The sequence below is a fragment of the Lentzea sp. NPDC051213 genome, from assembly GCF_044455585.1.
GTDB lineage: Bacteria > Actinomycetota > Actinomycetes > Mycobacteriales > Pseudonocardiaceae > Lentzea.
Map to the genome: position 1 here is coordinate 1,106,466 of NZ_JBITEX010000002.1, position 23,062 is coordinate 1,129,527.

The following is a 23,062-nucleotide window of genomic DNA, read 5'->3' on the forward strand; positions in this document are numbered from 1 at the left end:
TCGCTGGCATGGCATCTCGTCTGGCGGGCAGGACCGCCCTCGTCACCGGTTCCACCAGCAACATCGGCCGTGCGATCGCCGTGGCGCTCGCGGCGGAGGGCGCGCACGTCGTCGTCTCCGGCCGTGACGACCTGCGCGGCGCGGCCGTCGTCTCACACATCCGGCAGTCGGGCGGCCGAGCCGACTACGTCCAGGCCGACCTCGACGGCACCGCGAAGGCCAGCCGCGCACTCGCCGAGGTGGCGGCGAAGCTGGTCGGCCGGGTCGACGTCCTCGTGAACAACGTCGGCATCTACCCGCCGTCGACGACGCCGACGACCGACGAGGAGACCTTCGACCGCGTCTACGGGGTCAACGTGAAGGCGCCGTTCTTCCTGACCCAGGCCCTGGTCCCCGCGATGATCGAGGCCGGTGGCGGTGTGGTGATCAACCTCGGCTCGTGGATCGCGCGCCTCGCCGTCCCCATCGGAGCTCTCTACAGCTCCACGAAGGGTGCCATGGAAACGCTCACACGGGCGTGGGCGGCGGAGTTCGGTTCGCAGGGTGTCCGGGTCAACGCGATCTCGCCCGGTGTCGTCGTGTCGCCGGACTGGGACACCGCGACCGACCACCCCGGCGAGGTGATGATGCACGGCACGCCGTTCGGACGGTCCGGGCATCCCGGCGCGATCGCCGCCGCGGCCGTCTACCTGGCCTCGGACGAGTCGGCGTTCGTCCACGGCACGGTGCTCGACGTCCACGGAGGCCGTACCGGAGTTGCCGTCATCGCCCGAGGTTGACCTACTTCAGGCGGAAATAGATCATCCTCTGGTCGTACTCGGCAACGCGACCGCAGGGTGACGCGGGACGAGCCGTCCGGAAAGCACTGTCTCTTCCGTGACTCTGCCGTCCCCGACGATCACCCGCTGGCCTGCCCCTGTCATCACCAAGGCCCCGGCACCGAACCTGCTGCGCTGGACCGGTTTCGGCGGTGCCGTGCTGCTCACCGCGGGGGCGTGGGCGATGTCCGCGAGAGCGGGCGCGATCCCGATGGGCGTGGCGATCGCGGGCGTCGGGCTGGTCGTGGTGGCCTGGGTGATGCTCGGCCGCACCAGGCCGGACGTGTCGTGGTTGCGGCGGACGCTGGCCTACTGGTGCGCGCCGCTGGTGGTGGCACCGCCGTTGTTCAGCGCCGACGTGTTCAGCTACCTCGCGCAGGGCGAGGTGGCGGCACGCGGCCTCGACCCGAACGTGGTCAGCCCCGCCGCGGCTCTCAGCGGCGATGTCCTGCAACGGGTCGGCGTCTACTGGCGCGACACGCCTTCGCCGTACGGGCCGCTGTTCGGCACCGTCGAGCGGGCGATCGCCAACGTCACCGGCGGCGACCCGGTCGTGGGCATCGTGCTGTACCGGCTGGTCGCGGTGCTGGGCCTGCTGCTCGTGGTGTGGGCGGTGCCGCGGCTCGCCGCGATCGCCGGGACGGACGAGCGCGTGGCGTTGTGGATGGGCGTGCTGAACCCGTTGGTGCTGTGGCATCTCATCGGCGGCGTCCACAACGACGCGCTGATGCTCGGCCTCATGCTCGCCGGCACCGTCATCGCGTTGCACGCGCTGCGCGACGCGCGGTGGTGGCAGTTCACGGCCGGTGTCGTCCTCATCGCGCTCGGAGCGCAGGTCAAGCTGCCCGCACTGGCGGCGCTGGCGGTGGTCGGCACCGCGCTGGCCCGCCGGCTGGGCGGGGGACTGGCCCGGTTCGTGGCCGCCGGGTTCGGCATGGTCGCGGTGGCGGGCGTGGTCTCGGCTTTGACGTCGCTCGCGGGTGGGTCCGGCTTCGGCTGGGTCCAGGCGCTCGGCACCCCGTCGAAGATCGCCAGCTGGATGGCGCCGACCAACTGGCCGGGCTTTCTTACCGGTGCGGTGTTCGGGCCGGAGAGCGGGCAGGCGATGATCTCAGCGGGACGGGTCGCGGGGCTCGTCCTGATCCTGTGCGGCATCGTGGTGGTGCTGAGCCGTCAGCTGCGCGGCGGGATCGGCGAGGTGACGGCGCTGGGGATGATGATGAGCGTGATCGTGGTGCTGGGGCCGGTGGTGCAGCCGTGGTACCTGCTGTGGGCGGTGCTGCCGCTGGCCGCGGCCGGTCTGTGGCGTACCAGGACCGCGGCGGCCGTGGCGGTGTTCGCCCTGCTGGTGCCGCCGCTCGCGGGCAACTTCGCCGGTCGCGTGCCGGAGCTCGTCACCGGCTACGCGCTCGGGATCGCGCTGGTGGCCGGCGCGTACCTGCTCCTGCGCCGGGCACGGGTGACCGTTGCGCAGAGCTGACCTGGCCCGGTACGGCGCGGCCGCACTGGCCGGCGGCCTGCTGGCCCTGAGCTTCCCGCCGCGCACCCTGTGGTGGCTCGCGGTGCCCGCGTTCGTCGTGCTGTGGCTGATGCTGAACGGCGCGGGCGCCCGCCGGGCGGCCGGTCTCGGCTTCGTGTTCGGCGCGGCCTTCTTCCTGCCGCACCTGTGGTGGATCCAGCACTTTCTCGGCCGGGAGTACGGCCCCGCGCCGTGGCTCGTGCTGTCCGCGTTGATGGCCCTGTTCATCTCGGCCGTGTGCGCGCTTATGCCGTTGGTCGCCCGGCTGCCCGCCGCGCCGGTGTGGGCGGCGTTGCTGTTCGTGCTGCAGGAGACCGCGCGCGGGCTGATCCCTTTCAACGGCTTCCCCTGGGGCCGCGTGGCGTTCGGGCAGGTCGACGGCCCGTTCGCGCGCCTGGCGATGGTGGGCGGCGCGCCTCTCGTGACCTTCGCGGTGGTGCTGACCGGGTTCGGCCTGGCCGCCTGGCTGCCCCGGTGGCGTGCGGCCTGGGCCGCGGTACCGCTCGCGGCGGCTCTGGCGCTCGGCCCGCTGATCGCGGTGGACGCGCAGAACGGCAGCCGGACCGTGGCGGTGGTGCAGGGCAACGCCCCCGACATCGGCCTCGGCCTGCTCACCGCGCGGAACACCCTGCGCGACAACCACCTGCGCAAGACCGCCGAGCTCGACGCGGCGATCCGCTCCGGCGCGGTGCCGAAGCCGGACCTCGTGGTGTGGCCGGAAAGCTCCACGAGCACCCGTGACCGCGACCCGGTGCTCGACCGCGCCGTCGACGACCTCGGCGTCCCCGTCCTGGTGGGTGCGGTGCGCGACAACCAGAACGCGGTCATCGCCTGGCAGCCCGGCACCGGTGCGGGACAGTCCTACGCGAAGCAGGAGCTCGTCCCGTTCGCCGAACACATCCCGTTGCGCCCGCTGGCCCGGCTGGTGACCCCGTTCGCGGACCAGCCGGATCTGGAGGCGGGCAGCGAACCCGGCGTGCTGAACGTCGCGGGCACCAGCGTCGGCGTCGGCATCTGTTACGAGGTCGCCTACGACTACGTCCTGCGGGAGAGCACGGCACAGGGCGCCCAGCTCCTGGTCGTCCCGACGAACAACGCCTGGTACGGGCCCGGTGAGATGACCTACCAGCAACTCTCGATGGCCCGACTGCGCGCCATCGAGCACGGCCGTTCGATCGTGGTCGCGGCGATCAGCGGTGTCAGCGCGGTGGTGCGCCCGGACGGCAGCGTCGTGCGGTCCACCGGCATGTTCACCGAGGACCTGCTGGTCGGCACCGTGCCGTTGCGCTCGGAGCTCACGATCGCCACGAGGTGGGGCGGCGTGCTGCACACCGCCTTCACCGCTGCCGCTTTCGGTGCGTGCGCGTTCGCTTTGTGGTCGCGCCGACGGACCTCAGTTGTGCGAGCTGAGCAGCGCCGATCCGAGTGAGGTCCGCCGGTGCAGCACGGACAGGCCCTGCCTGGACGTGGTGAGCAGCCCGGCCTCCCTCAGCACGGTGGTGTGCCTGCTGACCGACGACAGCGAGAAGCCGAGGCGTTCGGCCAGCTCGGTGGTGGTGGCGCCGGTGCCGACCGCGGCCAGCACGGCCGACCGCGTGGTGCCCAGCAGCGCCGCAAGCGCCCCTTCCCGGCGGTGCCCGCTCGCGAGCTGCCGCTGCCACGTCCAGTCGTGGAGCACGGGGTAGACGACGGTGGGCGGTAACCCCGGATCGGCGAACGCGACCGGGGTGCGGCGGCAGAAGTACGACGGAACCAGGCGCAGGCCGCGCCCGCCGAGGTGCAGGTCGCGGTCGTAGGAGTACTGGACCTCCAGCACGGGCGGGCGCCAGTTCATCAACGGCCACATGCCCCGCAGCAGCCCTTCGACATCGCCCGTCGCGGTCCGGTGCACGCGGTCCGTCTCGACCGCGTCGTGGATCATCTCGCCGTACGGCTCGATCACCTCGGCGTGGTAGCGGGCCAGGTTGTCGGTGACGTCGGTGAGCGCACCGGCGTCACCCGCGGCGATCGGACGGGTCCAGGCCGGCGTCGGGCAGACCGCGGTCAGCAGGTCGAACTCCTCACGCAGCCGGGCGCGCGGTGTGGACCGGATCGCGTCGAGCCCGCTGGCCAGACCGTCCGCACCCTCCGGCGGTGTCATGAAGTCCGGGAAGTAGGACCCGAGCGGCGTGAGCACGGACAGCATCCGCACGCCGGCACCGACGACCTGCCGGTCGGCCGTGCGCCGCACCTCCCGCAGCCATGGTTGCAGCATCAGCCCGCTGTCCTGTTCGGTCAGTCGAAGCCAGCTGAACACCATCTCCCACAGCGGATCCACTCCGTCCGCCACCTGCGTACGCTCCAGATCACCAGCGGAAAAATGGATGCGCAACACAGAGACCTCCCCCCGACCAGGTCACCGTCGATCACACTACCTGCCGTGTCACTCCGCCGAATTCCGTAGTCGCAGGGAATCCGGTGATCTGTAGATGCATTACGCAGGCATCTACGTATCTACGTAACTCTCACCGACGCGAAGGATCCCCGCCCGCCGCGAAGCTTCCGGTGTGCAAACACGAACTGCTCCAACGCGAACGGCACAGGCGGTGGTCCTCGCCTCAGCCACCCTGACGATCATGGCCGCGGCGATCATCGCCCCGAGCCTGCCCGCGATGGGCGAGGTCTACGGCGAGGGCGTGCTCGTCCGGCTCGCCCTGACGATCACCTCGCTCGCCATCGCGATCAGCGCGCCGGTCGCGGGCCTGGTCGCCGACCGGCTGGGGCGCAAGCCATTGCTGGTCGTGAGCCTCGTGCTCTACGCCCTCAGCGGCACGGCGGGCTTCTTCGTGAGCAGCCTGCCGGTTCTGCTCGGCACGAGAACGGTGCTCGGCCTCGCGGTCGGCGGGATCATGACGTCGGTCAGCGCGTTGATCACGGACTGGTTCGACGGTCCGGAACGCGGCCGATTCCTCGGGTTCCAGCAGGCTTTCGCGAGTCTCGGCGGCGTCGTGTTCCTGCCGCTCGCCGGGGTGCTCGCGGGGGTCGACTGGCGACTGCCGTTCTGGCTCTACGCCGTGGCAGCGGTCGTGGCGCTCGGTGCCATCGCCGGGTTGACGAACGAGCCGCGCAGCGCACAGAAAGCCGTGCCAGGCGCGTTCCCCCGCGCCGCCATCGGCATCTACCTGATCGCGCTCATCGCGACCCTCACGTTCTACATGGCACCGACGCAGCTGCCGTTCCTGCTGCGCGACCTCGGCGCCGGACCCGCCGTCATCGGTCTCGTCGTCGCCGGCAGCACGCTGACCAGCGTCGCCGGAGCGCTCGTGTTCCCGAAGCTCCCTCAGGGCCGGATCACCGGCGCGGGCATCGCGTTGCTCGGCGCCGGCTGGGCGCTGATCGGGGCGACGGACAGCATCTGGCTGGTCACCGCCGGGCTGCTCGTCGGCGGCTTCGGGGTCGGGCTGGTCGTGCCGAACCTCAACCTGCGGCTGGCGGATCTCGCCCCGCCGGCGCAACGCGGCCGCGTGCTCAGCGGTCTCGTCGCCGGGATCTTCCTCGGGCAGTTCCTGTCACCGCTCGCCATCGCACCTCTGGTCCCGGCGGTCGGCATCGCCGCCGCCTTCGTCTGGACCGGGGTCGTCACCACCGTCGGAGGGGCGATCCTCGCCCTGGGATACAAGGAGAAGAACTGATGATCTACCACGGCAACCGCTTCACGCTGCGCAGGGACGCGACGCCCGAGCAGGTCGAGGAGGCGCTGGAGAGCCTGCGCAACCAGGGCCGCGTGATCCCGTCGGTCAAGTCCTTCGTGGTCGGCCGCGACTACGGCGGCGAGTACGAGTGGGGCGCGACGTTCGTCATCGAGGACCTCGAGGGCTACTGGGAGTACCTGATCCACCCGGCGCACCGCAACACCGACCGCGTCGGCCTGCCCCTCGTCGACAAGTTCATGTCGTTCGACATCACCGACGACGAAGACCCGGAGATGGGCGCGAAGATCGCGGCGCTGCACCAGAAGCGCTACGACTCCGACCCGGAGCTGACCCAGCTCGTGTCCGACCTCGGTGAGTACACCGGCAGTGCCGCGCCCGGCTCGCACGGAGACAAGTGATGAGCGACATCGCGGAGATGTGGGCCGACCTGTGGAACGGTGAGCTGGACCTCGTCGAGGACATCGTCCACGAGGACTTCGTCTCGCACGCGGCCCCGCTGCTCGGCGGCCCGCCACAGGACAACACCGGACGCGCTCCTCTGGCCGGGTGGGTGCGCGGTGCCCACGAGAACATGCCCGGCCTGCGGTTCACCATCCAGGTAGGACCGATCGTGCAGCAACCGTTCCACGTGCTGCGCTGGCACGCCACGGCGGACGGGATCTCCTTTTACGGCACGGACATCCTGCGCGTCGTCGACGGCAAGATCGCCGAGTACTGGGCCAACGCCGACAGCCTGTGGGCGGCCCAGCAGCTCGATCTGGTGCCGGCGCTCAGCTGATGTCGGGCAGTTCCCGCAACTGCCGGCGCGAGTTGATGCCGAGCTTGCGGAAGATGTTGCGCAGGTGGGTGTCCACCGTGCGGGGACTGAGGAACAACCGGGCGGCGACCTCCTTCGAGGTCGCCCCGGTGGCCACCAGGCGGGCGATGTGCATCTCCTGCATGGTGAGGTCGTCAGCGGCGGCAGCGGTGCGGCTGCGGGCGACCTCACCGGTGGCCTTCAGCTCGTCCGCGGCCCGCCGGGCGAATGCCTCCATCCCCATGCGGGACAACAGTTCGTGGGCGGTGCGCAGGTGCTCCCTGGCATCGACCCGGCGGCCGGCGCGCCGCAACCACTCGCCGTACAGCAGGTGGGCTCGCGCCAGATAAGGCCTGACAGCGCAGGTTTCCAGCTGTTTCAGCGCCTCGACGTAGCCCTCCTCCTCTCCGGTGACGAGAGCTCGCGAGTAGGCCGTGACGCCGAAAGCCCATGGGGTGTCGCAGGGTTCGGTCCGTTCGGTGAGGTCCGCCAGCGCGGCACCGGCGGCCGCGGCGTCACCGCAGCGGACCGCCGCCTCGACCAGTTCGGGCAGGGCGATCCCGGCGAGGTAGAGATCTCCTGGTTCGACGGCCAGCCGGGCGGCGGCCAGTGCGGTCGGATAGTCGGCCAGCCCGTTGTGCAGCACGGCGGACGCCCAGTGCGCGTTCGCGACCAGCAGCCCGGCCCGGCGCTCCGCCTCCCGCGTCGCGTGATCGATCTGGGCCAGCACCTCCTGCTTGTGTCCGCGCAGCGCGGCCAGGTGCAACCGCGGATAGCGCAGCGGCGCAACCCCGACCGCGTCCGCCACGGCCTCTTCCTCGGCAATGGCGGACATGGCCTTGCCGAACTCGCCGGTGAGCACCGCGCCGGTCGCCAACTGGGCCAGGCCGAGCCGGAGCACGAACGGTGAGCCCGCCTCCTGCCCGGTCTTCATCAGCCAGCCGGTGACCGCCGCGTGCACGTCGGTGTCCCACAGCTCACCGGCGAGCATCGTGGCCAGTGCGGGGTGCCGGGTCCACGACATGCTTTCGTCCTGGAACGTCTCGCGCAGCAACGGAACCGCGCTGCGGTGCCCTTCGGTGGCGAGGAGCACCAGGGCGTCCAGCACGTCCGGTTCCCGCGTCGACGGCTCGAGCTCCCGCGCCTCCCGCACGACGGCGTCCACGATGCCGCTGGGCCGCCCGAAGGCGAGCCCGAACTCCAGCGCGTCCAGCACGCAGTCGCGTGCCGCGGCCCCGGTCATGCGCCGTGCCGCGCTCAGCACGAACGCCGGCCCGTCGTTCTCCTTGTTCCGCACGAAGGCGATCCGCCCGCGCAGCAGGTCCGTCCGTGCGTCGTCCACCTCGACCGTGGTGAGCAGTTCGGCCGCCACCCCGACCGCGCCCGCGTCGAGCTTGGCCTGGGCAGCCGCGAGCGTGCGTTCGCCGCGCAGCCTCGGTTCGAGCGACAGTGCCGCCGCACGTTCGAGGAACGCCGCCGCGGCAGCCACCCCGCCGCGGGCCCGCGCACGTTCGGCGGACCGTTCCAGCTCGGCGGCCACGTCGTCGTCCGGCCCCGTGCCGGCCTGCGCGCGGTGCCACACCCTGCGGTCCGGATCGGCCTCGGGATCGGTCACCGCGGCCAGCGCGAGGTGCACCCGCTGGCGCTGGGCGGGTTCGGCGGCGAGGTAGACGGCCGACCGGGCGAGCGGATGGCAGAACCGCACCCGCGTGGAGATGCCGACCAGCCCGGACCCCTCGGCTTCGGCGGCCGCGGTCGTGACGTCGATGCCGAGCTCCCCGGCAGCGGCCCACAGCAGCCGCGGTTCGCCGGTCGGCTCGGCGCCGGCGACGGTCAGCAGCAGCCGTGCGTCCGCCGACAGCCGGGCGGTCCGGTCCTGGAAGCTGCGCTCGATCCGGCTGGGCACCGACGACACGTCCGGCAGCGCGTAGCCACCTGCCTTGGGCAGTTCGAGCAGCGCCAACGGGTTGCCGCGTGCCTCGGCCAGCAGTCGTTCGCGCACCTTGTCGTCGACCAGCCCGGTCGCGAGCAACGCGCGTGCGTCGGCGTCGGCGAGGCCCTTGATCTCCAGACCGGGCAGCTCGTCCAGCCTGCTAGGCGTTGCCGGCCGGCGCGCGGCGAACACCAGCACCACCGGTTCGGAGGTCAGCCTGCGCCCGAGGAACGCGAAGACCTGCGCGGACGCCTCGTCCATCCAGTGCGCGTCGTCGACCAGGCACAGCAAGGGGGTCTCCGCGGCGGCCAGCAGCTCCAGGGTGGCCATGCCGATGCGCAGGACGTCCGGTTTTCCGCCGGCCAGTCCGAACGCGACCTCGAGCGCTTCCCGGTGCCTGGCGGACATCTGGTCGAGTCCGTCGAGCAGCGGCACGCACAACTGGTGCAGCGCCGCGAACGGCAGTTCGGTCTCGAACTCCGATCCGGACGCCTGCACGACCCGGAACCCGGACGCCTTGCCCTGCAGGTGTTCGAGGAGCGCGCTCTTGCCGATGCCCGCCTCACCGCGCAGCACCACTGCGGCACCGTTGCCTTCCCGCGCGGCGTCGATCATCCCGTCGAGACAGCGGATCTCGTCGTCCCGGCCGCGGAAGGAGGTCTGTGTGAGCGCGTCCATGCCGCGAACGGTAGGCGAGAGCTTCGCCGGCATCGCCTATCGAGACGCAAGTGGGAAAGATCTGCCCTCGCGGCCGCTCAACCTGCTGCGTCACCCGGATGGCCCACAACCTGAGGAGGACGCGTAGTCACCTGAAGTCTGATGCGGCCGTACGGCGCAGCTCCCTAGCCTGGAAAGCACTTGATCAAGAGGGGGAGCTTGTGCGGGGACGAGTTGCCGCGACCACGGGCGTGGTCGTGCTGGCGAGTGCGATCTTCACGGGGGTGCCGGCCACGGCGGCGCCGAGCGGCGCGACGCTTCTGGCCGACACGAACAGAAACGGCACGGTCGACTGGTCCGACCTGGCCGGCAGGGGCAGGTGGACGCAGCAGCGGGGCGCGATCTTCCTGCCGAACATCGACGACGACGCCAAGCGCTGCACGGTCAGCGAAGAGGAGCTGAAAGACCGGGCGATCGCGGTCGACGAACGGCTCGCGGCGTGCAACGACGCCCAGGACGACGTCGTCAACGGCCCGCTCGACGCGGCGGACTTCGCGCCGTTGCGCACGATGCCGCGCAACGCGAGCCAGGACGGCACGGTGTCGCTCGGCCAGGGCGAGGAGAAGCACGCCCGCCTGTGGGTCGAGCGGAACGGGGCGTGGACGTCGCTCGGCTCTGGAGGCACGCTCACCGCGGCCGAGCTGCGCAAGGGCGCCCGGCTGGCGCTCGAGGGCCGGGACGTCATCAGGGACAAGGCCGCGTGGAACGGCGTGGTCACCGTGACCCTGAAGGCGGGCGGCACGGACTCGGTGCAACTGCGCGTGGCGCCGCTGATCCTGCAGAACGACCTGAAGGCGCCGCGCCGCGTGGTGACCTCGGAGCCCGCCGCGCCTGAGCTGCGTGCGGGGTACGACGACTTCCTCGCCACGCTGCGCAAGGCGATGACGGCGGCGAACCTGCCGGAGTCCGCGCTGACCGCGGTCAGCAACAACGACCGGTGGTTCCAGGACATCTTCGAGCCCACCACCGCCAGCATGCCCGGCCCCGGCGGCAAGCCGCAGGTGATGCACGTCCTGCTGCGCAGCGCCAACTACTTCCCCGGCCGCGAGTGGGAAGGCGTCTACTACCCGCCGGCCCTGCGCGCCGCCGGGCGGGTGGCGTTCAGCACGCTGCGCGGCCAGGACGTCGGCGTCGTGCAGCAGTACACCGCCCAGCGCGGCCCGGCCGTCGACGACAGCCTGAACTCGACCGGCAACTACGAAAGCCTGCCGCCCTACCAGGGCCACGCGCTGGGCCGCCCGCTCTACGGCAGCACCGCCCAACGGCAGCCAGACCCGTCGTTCACCACGCTGATCGGCTCGCAGTACGCGGACCCGGTCATCATCGACACGTCCTGGCTGGTCGTGGGCCACTCCGACGAGACGGTGCACGTCATCCCCGCCCGCAACCAGCGCGGCTGGACGTTGATGGTCGCGGACCCGCGCCTCGCACTCGACGTGCTGCGCAAGGCCACAAAGGACGGACACGGCAGCGCAGTGCTGTTCGAGGGCACCAGCGAGGCGAAGAAGCCGACGATCGACGAGGCGCTTGCCGACCCGAAGTTCCTGGAGCAGAACGAGACCGCGGCCAGGCACATCGACACCCAACTCGCCGTGCTGACCAGGGAGACCGGGCTGACCGACCGTGACCTGGTCCGGGTTCCGGTGCTGTTCGAGCAGTTCACCTGGGAGACGCTTGACGCCGCGGGCGACGAGCTCGTCGCGTCCGGCCGGGTCACCCGTCAGATGGTGGACGACCTGCGTGACCGGATGAAGGCGGGCACGGCGGCACTAACGGCGTTCGCGGCGCACACGGCGGGTATTCCCAACGGGATCTCGCTGGGTGGGGGAGTGTTCGGTGCTCCCGATCCGCATGGGCCTCGTGTTGACGGCGTCGATCTGTTCAAGAGTGCTGCGGAGCGGGTGCTTGCCGGTACTCCCGTGAAGGTGAAGTGGGTTGAGGACTGGGACTTCCTCCACAAGGGGCTGGGGGAGGTGCACTGCGGGACCAATGCGTTCCGGGAGCCGACCAGGGCCGATTGGTGGCGTGCCTGATCTGCCGGTGGGGCGGCTCATCGCGATGAGCCGCCCCGTTCTCTCACTCGGCGGCAGCCAGGACCTCACTGATGGATCGGCACAGAAGGTCGTCTTCCGGGATGGCGTGCCGCCGGTCCCACTGAACCGGGCGAACATCCGTGTTCAGCAGTGGCCGGAGCGCGGGGAGCGCTATTTGGGCGAGGGGCCCCATCCGCACGAGATTCCCGATCAGTCCGATCCCGTATCCGTACACGTATCCCTCCGAGCGGAGCGCACGGCGTACTGCCGCTGCTGACGCAACGGCATCCACGGAGTCGCCGGTGATCGTCCACAACGCGTGTTGGATACGTGCCCGCTCCCAGCCTGGTCGCTCGCGCTCGGCCAGACGTCGCAACTGGTCCGCCGCGTCGGCAGCCGCCGGGCCGACGTCGGCCAGTACGTGGACGTGCTTTCGCAAGGTGGGATCGGCTGTTCGGAGCCGGTGCAGCAGTGCCGTGGCGTCGCCGGTGACCTGCCATCGGCGAATGGCAGTCCGGATCTCCGTGGACTTGCTCTGCCCGTGTTGTGCCCCGTCGATCACGGTGAGCACGGCGTCACGAGCTTGGACCGAATCCAGCGCGACAAGCGCGTCGAGAGCCCATTCCTCGGCTTCGGTGCCCAGCAGTTCGGCGATGTCACCTACGGCTTCCGCGGCAGCCGTTCCCCACGCGGTGAGCACCTGGAGATAGGCGCGTTGCTCGTGCAGCGTGGTCGATGCGCCCAGCCTCTGCCTGACCACTGGCAGCAACTCGGCGGCGGCCGTTCGCAGGGGTTCGAGGATCTTGGCGATCGAAGGCTCTCTGCATCCGCCTTCGCCGCACACCCCGTGGTCCGGTGTGCTCAGCAGATCTGCGACCACGTCGACCGCTTCGGGCGCGCCGGCCGAGACCAACGCGTGCAGCGCGGTTCGTGCCACGGCGGGCACTTCGTCTGCACAGGCTTCGAGAAGTGCGTCTCGCCACGACAGCGAGGCCGAGCCGGTGGTGGCGAGGATCGAGGCGACCTGGCGGCGCTGCTCGGGGTTCGAATCGGACAGATGGACCGCGACGAGCGGCAGCAGAGTCGCCACCGGCGAGCGCCAGCGGCTCATCACGGTGAGTGCCGTTTTCAGGCCTGTGCTGCGCTTGTCCGCATCGTTCTGGCGCAGCATTGCCGCGGCCAGCCGGGTCCGGCCGTCACGATCGGCCCGGAGGAGGTCGTCCGTCGTCGTGATCAACCGGGCAGACGTTCGTCGTGCGCCCAGAACGTCCTTCCACACCGACAGGTCGGCGGTGTCCAGATAGGACGCCGCTTCGTCGATGTGCCGGGGGTCGCGTCCGCCGAGACCCGAGCGGCGCAGCGCGAGCACCCCGGCGAACCTGTGGGCTGGATCCGGGTGGCGCGACAGTCCGGAGAGCCAGTCGACCACCGCGGAGGGCCATTCGCCCACCATGTCGCGGAGCAGTTGCGAGGCCGCCGACACTAGACAGAGGCGGGCCGGCTCGTCGGTCTCCTGTTGCCACCGGGCGTGCAGAGCCGGCAGAACCAGATCGGTGTGTTCGTACGCCTGCGCCAGTGCGCTGGCAACTCGCCGGCGCACGACCGGATCAGGATCGCTCATCAGAGCGACCAACTGGGGGACCGCGGCATCCCACGCGGCATGCCAGCCAGGCGGGACGTGTTCGGGCCGCGCCTCACGTGCGGCCGCGGCCAGGTCGCTGACGAGTGCGATCGCCGCCGGCCTCGGCTTGGCGGCCGGATCCTGGGCCCAGCGAACCAGGACGGGCATCACGGGTGGTGCTGCGGAGACGATGCATCCGCCCTGGTGATAGATCTTGTTGTGCAGTTCGCCGAAGGCACGGGAGTCGGTGGCGCACCGGAGGAGCAGATCAGGAATGTCTTCCGCGGTGCCGAAGTGGTGGTGCAGACGATCCCACGGGACGTTGTCGACCGCGGGTGCGAGATCCTGGGACATCCAGGCGACTTCTTTTCGAATGGGGCCACCCTGCGGCGGCCTGTGGCCCTGATACTACCGGTGCGGCCAGCCCGCCGACACCCGCGCGGGAAACCGCGCCGCGCGGGCTCGCCGATCAAGCTCCTCAACCGGCAGTTCGGCATCGGTGGACACGATGACCACGTTGCCGATGCCCTCACCGCGGAGCACACCGACCTCGGCGATGACCAACGGCTCACCGAACCACTCGGTGACAGCGGAGACCAACGCCGCGGTTGCCCGCAGACCAGGCCGATCGAACACGTTGACGATGTAGGTGCGGTCACCGGCAAGAGCGGCGGCCACGTCCGCGTGGAACTCCGTGCTCGCGAACTCCGCAGGCATCACGTTGCCCTCGAAGACATCGACGACGACGAGGTCGCAACCACGCACGTTCCTGATGGTGTCCAGGCCGTTCTCCACCTGCAGATCGATGCCGGCAGGGATCGGCAGGTGGGTGGTGACCAGGTCGACCAGCTCGCCGTCGACGTCGACCACGAGCTGGTCCGAACCGGGCCGGGTGTGCTGGATGTAGCGCGGGAGGCTGCACGCGGCGCCGCCGATGTGCAGGGCGCTCAGCGGGGCCGGCGGTAGCGCGTCGATCACGTCCGCGACCCTGCGCATCGCGCAGCACGGCAGGTCGGTGGGATCGGTCAGATCCACATAGGACTGCGGGAGCCCGTCCACGCTGACCAACCAGGCGTCGGCACGGGTGCGGTCACGCTCTACCTCGGCCAGCCCGGAACGCACCCGGCGTCGTTGCACCGTCTCGAATCGCGGTCCTGTTGTGCGCATGTCGGCATGATCCACCAGTCGTTCTTCCCCCTTGGGGCAAACCTCCTTGCCCCCTGCCCGACGGTCCGGGGAAAGCGCTTTCTGGTAGTCGTCGCCGTGATTACCGTCCCCGAGCGGCGCGTGCCATCGCATTCAAGGAGTCTCAATGATGCAGCGACGACGGCTGAGCTTCGTGCTGACAGCCGCCGCCAGTGTGGCGTTCCTGATCGGAACGTCCGCGGGTGCGGCAGGGCCGGCACCGGCGCCGGCCGCGCAGGAAGGGCCGACTTACGTCTTCCGCGTTCCGGCCCCGCTCGGGCAGAAGGCGCAGGACCTGCTCGCGCGCGGGTTCGACGTGCTGGAGCAGCGTGACGGTGACGACCTGTTCGTGCTCGGCACGAAGGACGTGCACGGCAAGCTCGCCGAGGCCGGGTACACCGGCACCGTCGAGTCCGTCATGGCGCCGCCGCAGTTCGAGGCGAAGACCCAGGGCTACGGTGTCACCGAGACGTACTACGGCGGCTATCGCACGGTGAAGGCGCACTACGCGCACCTCGACCAGGTCGCGCTCAAGTACGCCACGCTCACCACGCTCGTCGACTACGGCGACTCGTGGCGCAAGACGCAGGGTGCGGGCGGTTACGACCTGAAGGCCATCTGCATCACCAAGAAGGCCCCCGGCGACTGCTTGCAGATCCCGGCCTCGCGCAAGCCGCGGCTGTTCGTGTCAGGCCAGATCCACGCCCGTGAGATCACGACCGGCGACATGGCGTGGCGCTGGATCGACCACCTGACCACCGGCTACGGCAAGGACGCCGAGGTCACGAAGCTGCTGGACACGACAGAGGTCTGGGTCGTGCCGATCGCGAACCCCGACGGCGTCCAGATCGTCCAGTCGGGCGGCGACTCGCCGAAGTTGCAGCGCAAGAACGCCAACTACACCAACGGTCCCAGGGAGTGCCCGACCGGCCAGGACCCGTACGCCCAGGTCGGTATCGACGTGAACCGCAACTTCAGCGTGCAGTGGGGCGACAACGGCACGTCGAGCGACCCGTGCCACCAGGTCTACCGCGGGCCGTCGCCCGACTCCGAGGTCGAGACCAAGGCGCTGGAGAAGCTCTTCCGCGGGCTCTTCCCGGACAAGCGCGGCCCCGCGGTGACCGACCCGGCGGCCCCCGACACCAAGGGCATGGTCGTCACGATGCACTCCGCCCTGAACGTCGTGCTGCTGCCGTGGGGCTACACCACGCAGCCCTCGCCCAACGACGGGAAGCTGCGGGCGATGGCCGCCGACATGGCCCGGCTCGCGGGTGGCTGGAGGTACGGACAGCCCGGTGAGCTCCTCTACACCGCGGGTGGCTCGATCGACGACTGGGTGTACGGCGAGCTCGGCGTTCCGCACTACACGTGGGAGATCGGCAACTGGGAGGGCGACTGCGCCGGCTTCCTGCCTGCTTACTCCTGTCAGGACGGTCACTGGGCGAAGGTCAAGCCGATGCTGGCTTACGCGGCGGCCAAGGCTGCCGCTCCGTACGCCAATTGAGATCCTGGAAACCGTTTTCCCGACACACAGGTACTCCCGGCGGCGTTCGTGGTTCTATGAACCGCGGCACGCGTTGCAGGGGGTACCTGTGTCATTCGAAGTCGAATTGTTGGGCGAGGTCCGGGCGTGGTCCGGCGGCGTGGAAGTGCCGCTCGGGCCACCCCGCCAGCGCGCGGTTTTCGCCGTCCTCGCGGACCAGGTCAACCGCGTGGTGCCGCGCAGCGAGCTGATCGACGCGTTGTGGGAGGAAAGTCCCGCGAATGTCGCCGGCAGCCTTTACACCTACATCAGCGCGCTGCGCCGGGCCCTCGAACCGAATCGGGAGAGCCGGGCGCCGAGCGGCTTCCTGGAATCACGCGGAACCGGTTATCTGCTCAGGATTCCCGCCGACGGCGTCGACGTCGCGCGGTTCGAGTCGCTGCGTGACCGGGCCACCGGACTGCTCGTCGCAGAGGCTTACGCGGACGCGCTGCGCGTGCTCGACGAGGCACTGGATCTGTGGCACGGCGAGGCTTTCGACGGCATCCCCGGGCCCTACGCGGCCGGCCGGCGCACCGGGCTCGCCGAGCGGAGGCTGGCGGCCAGGGAACTACGCGCCGAGGCGCTGCTCGGCCTGGGCGCGCACGCCGACGTCATCGTCGAACTGACCGGCCTCGCGCGGGCCCACCCGCACCGGGAACGGATCCGCCGCCTGCTGATGGACGCGCTCTCTCGAGACGGACGGCGGGCCGAGGCGCTGGACGTCTACCAGGACACGCGCCGGCTCCTGGTCGAGGCTTTCGGCGTCGAACCGGGCCCGGCGCTGCAACAGCTGCATCAGCGGATCCTCGCGGACGCGCCGGCGCCGAGGCCCGAGCCGGTGTTGTCGGCCAGGACGAGCCGCCACATCCGGGTGCCGCCGGTGTTCGTCAACCGGGTCGCGGAGGTGGCGCGCCTGCGCGCGATGGTGGCCGATCTCGCCGCCGGGACGGGCGGTGTCGCCTGGATCCAGGGTGAGCCGGGCATCGGCAAGTCCGCGTTGCTCGCGGCCGGTCTGGCCGGTGCGGAGGAGGCGGGCTGCCGGATCGGCTGGGCCTGCGCGGACGAGCTCGGCCCGCAGTTCCCGCTCGGCACCGTGCTCGACTGCCTGGACGCCGACGTGCGCGCGTCCGAGACCGTGACGGCCGCGGCCGACCGGCTGGTGGCGTTCGCCGAGGAGCTCTGCGAGCGGGCTCCGTTGCTGCTCGTCGTCGACGACCTGCAGTGGGCCGACGAGAGCAGCCTCATGGTGTGGCACCGGCTCGCCCGCGCCTCCCGGCGCCTGCCGCTGTTGCTGGTCGGCAGCGCGCGGTGTCTGCCCCGCAGACCGTTGCTGGACCAGCTGCGAAGATCCGTCGAGGGGCAGGGCGGGTTCGTCTGCACCATCGAGCCCCTCGTGTGCGCGGACGTGGCCGATCTCGTGCGCGGGCTCTTCGGCGCACCGCCGGGTCCCGAGCTGAAAGCGGCGACGGCACGTGCCGCCGGCAATCCGCTGTACGTCCGCGAACTCCTGGACGCATTGCACGACGCGGTCACGGTCGACGACAGCGTCGCGGAGCTCCGGGGCGCGGCCCGCGTGCCGGACTCCCTGGTGGCCACGCTCTCACGGCGACTGAGCTTCCTCACCTCCGAGACGCGCGAAGTCCTGCAGTGGGCGACGCTGCTGGGCAGCGAGTTCGCGGTCAAGGACCTCGCCGTCATCAGCGGCCGCTCGATGCCGGACCTGCTGCCGTTGCTGACGGAGGCGACCGCGGGACACGTGCTGATCGACGGCGGGCCGTACCTCCGCTTCCGGCACGACCTGGTGCGGCAGGCCCTGTACGAGGCCACGCCGGAGGCGATTCGCCTGGCGCAGCACAGTCATGCGGCAGAAGCGCTGGCGAAAGCGGGCGCACCACTGGAAAAGGTCTCTCAGCAGCTGCTCGCCGGCCCGGACGCGGTCGACGGCTGGATGGTGACGTGGCTGGAGCACAACAGTTCCGCTCTGGGCAGGCGCGCACCCCGGATCGCCGTCGATCTCATCCGCCGCGTCCTGGCCGATCCGTCGCCGGGATCACAGGCCAGGGAGGCGTTGACCGCGGAACTGGCCCACCTGTTGTTCGGCCTGGGCGGGTCTCCTGACGCGGAAGCACGCTATGTGCTGGACAGGACCAAGGACGTCGAACGGATGTCCGCGATGCGCTCGATCCTCGCGCACCTGCACTGCCGCCGCGGCACCGGCGCGGCCGCGGTGGAGTTGCTGCGCGAGTCGATCGAGTGCCCGGACGTTCCGGAGCGGTGGAAGGCCAGGCACGAGGTGCTCACCGCGGCGGCGGAACGCATCGGCAACCACGATCTCGTTGCCGCCGAAGTGAGTGCGCGGCGCGCTGTGTGGCGCGCGCAGGCCTGCGGTGACGCGGACGCCAGGGCGCACGGGCTGCAGGAGCTGTGGGTGCTGCACTCGATCCGGCGTGATCACCGCGCGGCGCTCGCCGACGCCGACCTGGCGCTCGCCCTCACCGCCGACGTGCCGGAGCTGGAGGCGTTGCGGCTGAGCCTGATGGACCGCCGGCTCTTCAGCCTGCAGAACCTGGACCGTTTCGACGAGGCGCACGACACCCTGCTCGTGGCGCGCGAACTCGGCCGGCGCCGTGCCGTCCCCACCGAACTGCACCTGCCCACCGCCTTCTACCACTTCTGGCTGGGACAGTGGGACGACGCGCTCGCCGAGCTGGACGGCATCGCCGAGGACAGCCCGGAGATGACGTACTACGGGCTGCGGGAAAGCAGCGCGACCCTGCTCCTGGTACACGGCTTGGCCGCGCTCATGAGCCTGCGGCGCGGCCAGGACGAGCCGGCGAGCGCCCACCTGCACGCCGCCGAGGAACTGTCGGTCTCGAGCCACGCGGAACGTGCGAACCACGACTTCCTCCTCAACGCGCAGGCGGTCGCGCAGGAGCGGGCCGGGTGTCCTGGCAGGGCGCTCGAGGTGCTCGCCCCGATCGTCACCAGCGACTACTCGCCGATGATGCTGCGGCATCAGTGGTTGCCGTACATCACCCGGCTCGCCATCGACGTCGGTGACACCGGGCTGGCCACGACCGCCGCGCACCTGTGCGGCGAGGAGGCCCGCCTCGAGCGGCAGCCGGCCCGTGCCTTCGCCGCCTCGTTGCGCTGTACGGCTCTGGTCACCGGAGATCCGCAGCCCGCTCTGCGCGCCGCCGGCCACTACCGCCGGGTCGGTCGCACCGTCGAGCTCGCCCACACGCTCGAAGACGTCGCCGTGCTGCAGGTGCGGCGGGGCGACCGAAGAGCCGCCCAGGTCGCACTCGACGAGGCTGTCGCCGCCTACAGCGTCTTCGGTGCGACCTGGGACGTTCATCGTGCCGTGCGGCGCGCGGGCTTGACGCCGACGGCCTCCATCAGGCCGGCTTCATCACGACTTCCTCAGGCTGTCCGCAATTGAACCGGGGGTGTTTTCCTTTCTACCAGCCCGATCGACGGAATTGCCCTGAACCAAGGTGAAGGGATCTTTGCCCACAGGGACAGCCGGGTGGGGGGAAAATCCAGGCATGGCAACAGAGGGCTGGCTGATCACCGGCTTCGACGCGTGCCGGTCCGCACTGACCGACCCGCGGCTGTGCAAGCACGACGCGACCGAGATCCTCGCGCGCCGCGGTGGGTACGACGCGGGACCAGGACGCGCGTTGACCGACCACATGCTCAACGCCGACCCGCCGAAGCACACCAGGCTGCGCAGGCTCGTGCAGAACGCGTTCACCCAGCGCCGGATCGCCGATCTCAGGCCCAGGATCGAGGAGATCACCACCGCCCTGCTCGACGGGCTGGCCACCGCGCAGGAGTTCGACCTCATCGAGGAGTTCGCGCTGCCGCTGCCGGTCGCGGTGATCGGCGAGCTGCTGGGCGTGCCCGAGGCGGACCGCGCGGTGTTCGAGGTGCGGGGCAACCAGCTGACCGAGGGGCGCGGAGACCGGGAGATGTCCGTGAAGGCGGCGTTCGCGCTCGTCGACTACCTGCGGGACCTGATCGCGGCCAAGCGCGCGAACCCGGCCGCTGACCTGCTGTCCGCGCTGGTGCGGACGCACGACGATGACGGCCTGTCCGACGAGGAACTGACGTCGATGGCCTTCCTGCTGCTGATCTCCGGGCACCAGACGATGGTCAACCTGATCGCGAACAGCGTGTACGCGTTGCTCTGCCACCCCGAGCAGCTCGCCGCACTCCGCGCCGACCTCTTCGCCCTGCCCGCGGCGATCGAGGAGTTCCTGCGGTACGAGTCACCGTTCAGCGTCGCGACCCTGCGCTACGCGGGAGAGCCCCTGACGATCGAGGGCGCCGAGATCGCCACGGGGGAGGTGGTCCACGTCGGCCTGGGTGCGGCGAACCGCGATCCGCTGGCGTTCGGCGAACCCGACCGGCTCGACATCACCCGCCCGGCGGCCGGGCACCTGGCGTTCGGCCACGGCATCCACCGGTGCCTCGGCGCACCGCTGGCCCGGCTGGAGGCCGAGATCGCGCTGCGCGCCCTGCTGACCCGGTTCCCGGATCTCCGCCTGGCCGTGCCGCCCGGCGAGGTGGAGTGGCAGGACAACCCGCGGCACCGCGGCCTGGTCGCGCTGCCAGTCCGGATCCGATGACACTTTCCTGAAGGCTGTCCGTCTTGTTTGGACTTTCTTTCCAGCGCGTGGATCTCGGCATTGAGAAAGTCTTGAGATCGTGTGGAGAACGCGGGCCAGTGCTCGTTGAGATCGGCTGCCCACGATGAGTTCGTGCAAATCCTGGTGCGTTCCACAGATCACATCAGCAAGGCCGGTGTGATGCGGCAGCTAGAAGAGTGCGCCGACATGGACGTGCTCGACGACGCCGTCGAGCCCGATGTCGTGGTGGTCGTGACCGATCGGCTCTCGCAGCACGTGCTGGCCGCGCTGCGCAGGTGCGCGGCCGAGCACAGCACGCCGGTGGTGCTGGTGGCCGACGAGGTCGCCGAACCGGACCTGGCCGTCGCCGTGCAGCACCACGTGGTGGCCGTTCTGCCGCGGGTGGCGGCGACCACCGACCAGCTGGCGCAGACCGTGCGGATCGCCGCGGCCGGTGGTGGCGTGCTGTCCCCGGCGCAGGTCGGTGAGCTGCTCAAGCGCGTGAAACAGTTGCAGCGCGAGGCGATCGCGCCGCTCGGGGTCAACCGGTCCGGTCTGACGGCGCGCGAGGTGGACGTGCTGCGGTTGATGGCGGACGGCCTGGGCGTCGGGGAGATCGCCGACTCGCTCTGCTACTCGGAACGCACGGTGAAGTACGTGATCCAGGGCGTCATGAGCAGGCTGAACCTGCGCAACCGGCTGCACGCCGTCGTGTACGCGATGCGGGCCGGGCTGATCTGACACGCGAGGCCGGTGCCGCTGACGCGGACACCGGCCTGCCTGCCTGACAACTACGCGGGGACGGTCCACCTCTGGTTGGCCCCGCCGGAGCAGGACCAGATCTGCAGTCTGGCGCCGTTGGCCGTGTTGTTGCCGATCACGTCGAGACACTTGTTGCTACCGACGTTCACCAGCGTGCCGTTCACGGCCGTCCATCTCTGGTTCCCGCCGCCGAAGCAGTCCCACAGCTGGACCGCTGTGCCGTCCGCGGTGCCGTTGCCGGTCACGTCGAGGCACTTGCCCAGGCCGCGGACCGTGCCGTCGGCGGCGAGGGTCCACTGCTGGTTCGGGCCGGACGTGCACGTCCACATCTGCGGCTGGTTGCCGTTCGTGGTCGAACCGTTCGTGACGTCCAGGCACTTGCCGCCCAGGCCGGTGATCGCGCCGGTCCGGCCGGGCTGACCGGGGTCGAGCGTGCCCGGCCAGGTGAACGTCGCCATCGCCCCGCCCGGCAGGTTGTAGCCGAACGTCTGGCCGCCGTAGGAGACCTGGAAGTTCTGCGTGCCACCGGTGTTGATGGCGACCAGCACGATCCGGCCGTCCGGGTTGCGGAACGCCACGTTCTGGATGCCGCCGTCGCCGAACCCGGTCGAGTCGATGCGGACCGCGCCGGGCTGCACGAACTTCGACAGGTGCCCGAGCACGTAGTACTCGGCGTTGTACGTCACGTTGCTGCCGTTGGTCGTGACGACGCCCATGCAGTTGCCGCAGCTGCCGATGACCGGGCCGTGGTTGTTGTCCAGGGCCAGGTTCCAGATCGCGACGCTGCGGGCCCAGTTGCGGGTGGTGCCGATCGCGAGGTTCATGCCCTGCCAGCGCAACGTGTCGCGGAACGTCGCCGCGTCGGTGCCGGACGAGGTGCCGGAGCACTCGGTGAAGAAGATCTCCTTGCTCGGCTGGGCGTTGCGCACGACCGACTGTCCACTCGGGTTGCCGCCGTAGCAGTGCCACGCCGATCCGGCGACGTTGCCGCCGGCGCCGTTGTTCACGACCTGCGCGTAGTTCGTGTCGTCCCAGTTGTGGTCGTAGCCGAGCAGCCGGGCGTTCTGCCCGGCCGCGCGCAGCTTCGGCACCAGGTTGTTGATGACGTTCACCTGCTGCTGCGCCGACATCCGCATGCCGGGGTAGCCCGGCGGTTCGAAGTTCGGCTCGTTCTGCACGCTGAGGTAGTCGATGGGCACGCCCGCCGCGGCGTAGGCCTGGGTGAACTTGACGAGGTAGTCGGAGTAGACGCCGATCCGGCTGTCCTGCAACGAACCGCCGATGAGGTTGTTGCTGGTCTTCATCCACGCCGGGGCGCTCCACGGGGTGCCCATGACGGTCACCTGCGGGTTGAGCTGCTTGGCCTGCCGCAGGAGCGGGAGGATGTAGGCGTTGTCGTGCGCCACGGAGAACCGCGACAGCGTCGGGTCCGCCGCGCCGTCGTTGTAGGTGTAGAAGCTGCGGGAGAAGTCGGTCGCGCCGATCGGCTGGCGCAGGAAGCTCATGCCGACGCCGGTGGTCTTGTTGAACAGCGCGTTCATGATCTCGTCACGGCGCGGCGAGTTGAAGATGTTCCACGCGGCGGAGTCGGTGAACGACGCGCCGAACCCGACCATGGACTGGTAGGTCGTGTTCGGGTTGACCGTGATCACCGAACCGCTGCCGCCGGACCCGAACGACACGTCAGACTGCTGCCGCAACAGGTTCGAGCGGTCCGCGGTGGTCAGCCACACGTTCGCGGCGGTGGCTGCCGTGGCCGGGGTGGCCAGCTGGGTTCCCGCCGCTACGGCCGCGATGGCCGCCACGAGCGCAACGCTGCGCCAACGG

16 protein-coding genes are annotated in these 23,062 nt (G+C 70.4%); 11 read left to right on the plus strand and 5 right to left on the minus strand.

Annotation, left to right across the window (positions count from 1 at the left end):
• The first annotated feature begins 8 nt into the window (after window positions 1-8).
• The 3 genes from ACIA8G_RS11875 to lnt all read left to right on the plus strand — a co-directional run bounded on the left by ACIA8G_RS11875 (window position 9) and on the right by lnt (window position 3,766).
• Window positions 9-779 carry an SDR family NAD(P)-dependent oxidoreductase gene (locus tag ACIA8G_RS11875; RefSeq protein ID WP_396418361.1) on the plus strand — a complete coding sequence of 257 codons (771 nt, stop codon included), beginning with the start codon at window positions 9-11 and terminating at the stop codon, window positions 777-779.
• 97 nt (window positions 780-876) lie between these two features.
• Entirely contained in the window at window positions 877-2,298 is a 1,422-nt protein-coding gene (mptB, locus tag ACIA8G_RS11880) for a polyprenol phosphomannose-dependent alpha 1,6 mannosyltransferase MptB (RefSeq protein WP_396418362.1), read from the plus strand.
• Window positions 2,285-3,766, plus strand: a complete 1,482-nt coding sequence (lnt, locus tag ACIA8G_RS11885; RefSeq protein ID WP_396418363.1) for an apolipoprotein N-acyltransferase — start codon at window positions 2,285-2,287, stop codon at window positions 3,764-3,766. Before mptB ends, lnt begins: the two co-directional genes overlap by 14 nt.
• Here lnt and ACIA8G_RS11890 read toward each other — a convergent pair.
• Window positions 3,731-4,666, minus strand: a complete 936-nt coding sequence (locus ACIA8G_RS11890) for an ArsR/SmtB family transcription factor (RefSeq protein ID WP_396418364.1) — start codon at window positions 4,664-4,666, stop codon at window positions 3,731-3,733. The genes lnt and ACIA8G_RS11890 overlap by 36 nt on opposite strands.
• Window positions 4,667-4,922: 256 nt before the next feature.
• On the opposite strand from ACIA8G_RS11890, the gene ACIA8G_RS11895 reads away from it, so the two are divergent.
• The 3 genes from ACIA8G_RS11895 to ACIA8G_RS11905 are packed head-to-tail and all read left to right on the plus strand — an operon-like array spanning window position 4,923 to window position 6,807.
• Entirely contained in the window at window positions 4,923-6,008 is a 1,086-nt protein-coding gene (locus tag ACIA8G_RS11895; protein WP_396418365.1) for an MFS transporter, read from the plus strand.
• Window positions 6,008-6,427, plus strand: a complete 420-nt coding sequence (locus tag ACIA8G_RS11900; RefSeq protein ID WP_396418366.1) for a Dabb family protein — start codon at window positions 6,008-6,010, stop codon at window positions 6,425-6,427. The genes ACIA8G_RS11895 and ACIA8G_RS11900 overlap by 1 nt, the downstream gene beginning before the upstream one ends.
• On the plus strand, window positions 6,427-6,807 hold the full coding sequence (locus ACIA8G_RS11905) for an ester cyclase (protein ID WP_396418367.1): 381 nt from the start codon (window positions 6,427-6,429) through the stop codon (window positions 6,805-6,807). Before ACIA8G_RS11900 ends, ACIA8G_RS11905 begins: the two co-directional genes overlap by 1 nt.
• Here the strand turns inward: ACIA8G_RS11905 and ACIA8G_RS11910 are convergent.
• On the minus strand, window positions 6,800-9,436 hold the full coding sequence (locus ACIA8G_RS11910; protein WP_396418368.1) for an AAA family ATPase: 2,637 nt from the start codon (window positions 9,434-9,436) through the stop codon (window positions 6,800-6,802). The two genes, ACIA8G_RS11905 and ACIA8G_RS11910, sit on opposite strands and share 8 nt — an antisense overlap.
• 200 nt (window positions 9,437-9,636) lie before the next feature.
• Between ACIA8G_RS11910 and ACIA8G_RS11915 the strand changes: the two genes are divergently transcribed.
• Complete coding sequence (locus tag ACIA8G_RS11915) at window positions 9,637-11,508, plus strand: protein-arginine deiminase family protein (protein ID WP_396418369.1); 1,872 nt, start codon at window positions 9,637-9,639, stop codon at window positions 11,506-11,508.
• A 43-nt stretch (window positions 11,509-11,551) separates the two neighbouring features.
• On the opposite strand, the gene ACIA8G_RS11920 is transcribed toward ACIA8G_RS11915, so the two are convergent.
• Both ACIA8G_RS11920 and ACIA8G_RS11925 read right to left on the minus strand, forming a co-directional pair.
• A complete protein-coding gene (locus ACIA8G_RS11920) occupies window positions 11,552-13,483 on the minus strand; it encodes a HEAT repeat domain-containing protein (protein ID WP_396418370.1) in 1,932 nt (643 codons plus the stop codon).
• Between the two features lie 54 nt (window positions 13,484-13,537).
• On the minus strand, window positions 13,538-14,296 hold the full coding sequence (locus ACIA8G_RS11925; RefSeq protein ID WP_396418371.1) for a spermidine synthase: 759 nt from the start codon (window positions 14,294-14,296) through the stop codon (window positions 13,538-13,540).
• A 145-nt stretch (window positions 14,297-14,441) separates the two neighbouring features.
• On the opposite strand from ACIA8G_RS11925, the gene ACIA8G_RS11930 reads away from it, so the two are divergent.
• From ACIA8G_RS11930 to ACIA8G_RS11945, 4 genes are all read left to right on the plus strand, one after another.
• Entirely contained in the window at window positions 14,442-15,818 is a 1,377-nt protein-coding gene (locus tag ACIA8G_RS11930) for a M14 family zinc carboxypeptidase (protein ID WP_396418372.1), read from the plus strand.
• An 88-nt stretch (window positions 15,819-15,906) separates the two neighbouring features.
• Window positions 15,907-19,281, plus strand: a complete 3,375-nt coding sequence (locus ACIA8G_RS11935) for a BTAD domain-containing putative transcriptional regulator (protein WP_396418373.1) — start codon at window positions 15,907-15,909, stop codon at window positions 19,279-19,281.
• A gap of 106 nt (window positions 19,282-19,387) precedes the next feature.
• On the plus strand, window positions 19,388-20,473 hold the full coding sequence (locus ACIA8G_RS11940; protein WP_396418374.1) for a cytochrome P450: 1,086 nt from the start codon (window positions 19,388-19,390) through the stop codon (window positions 20,471-20,473).
• Window positions 20,474-20,605: 132 nt separating this feature from the next.
• A complete protein-coding gene (locus tag ACIA8G_RS11945) occupies window positions 20,606-21,214 on the plus strand; it encodes a response regulator transcription factor (RefSeq protein WP_396418375.1) in 609 nt (202 codons plus the stop codon).
• Window positions 21,215-21,264: 50 nt separating this feature from the next.
• Here ACIA8G_RS11945 and ACIA8G_RS11950 read toward each other — a convergent pair whose 3' ends face one another.
• Window positions 21,265-23,040: a ricin-type beta-trefoil lectin domain protein gene (locus ACIA8G_RS11950; protein ID WP_396418376.1), complete on the minus strand. Its 1,776-nt coding sequence runs from the start codon at window positions 23,038-23,040 to the stop codon at window positions 21,265-21,267.
• Window positions 23,041-23,062 lie beyond the last annotated feature (22 nt).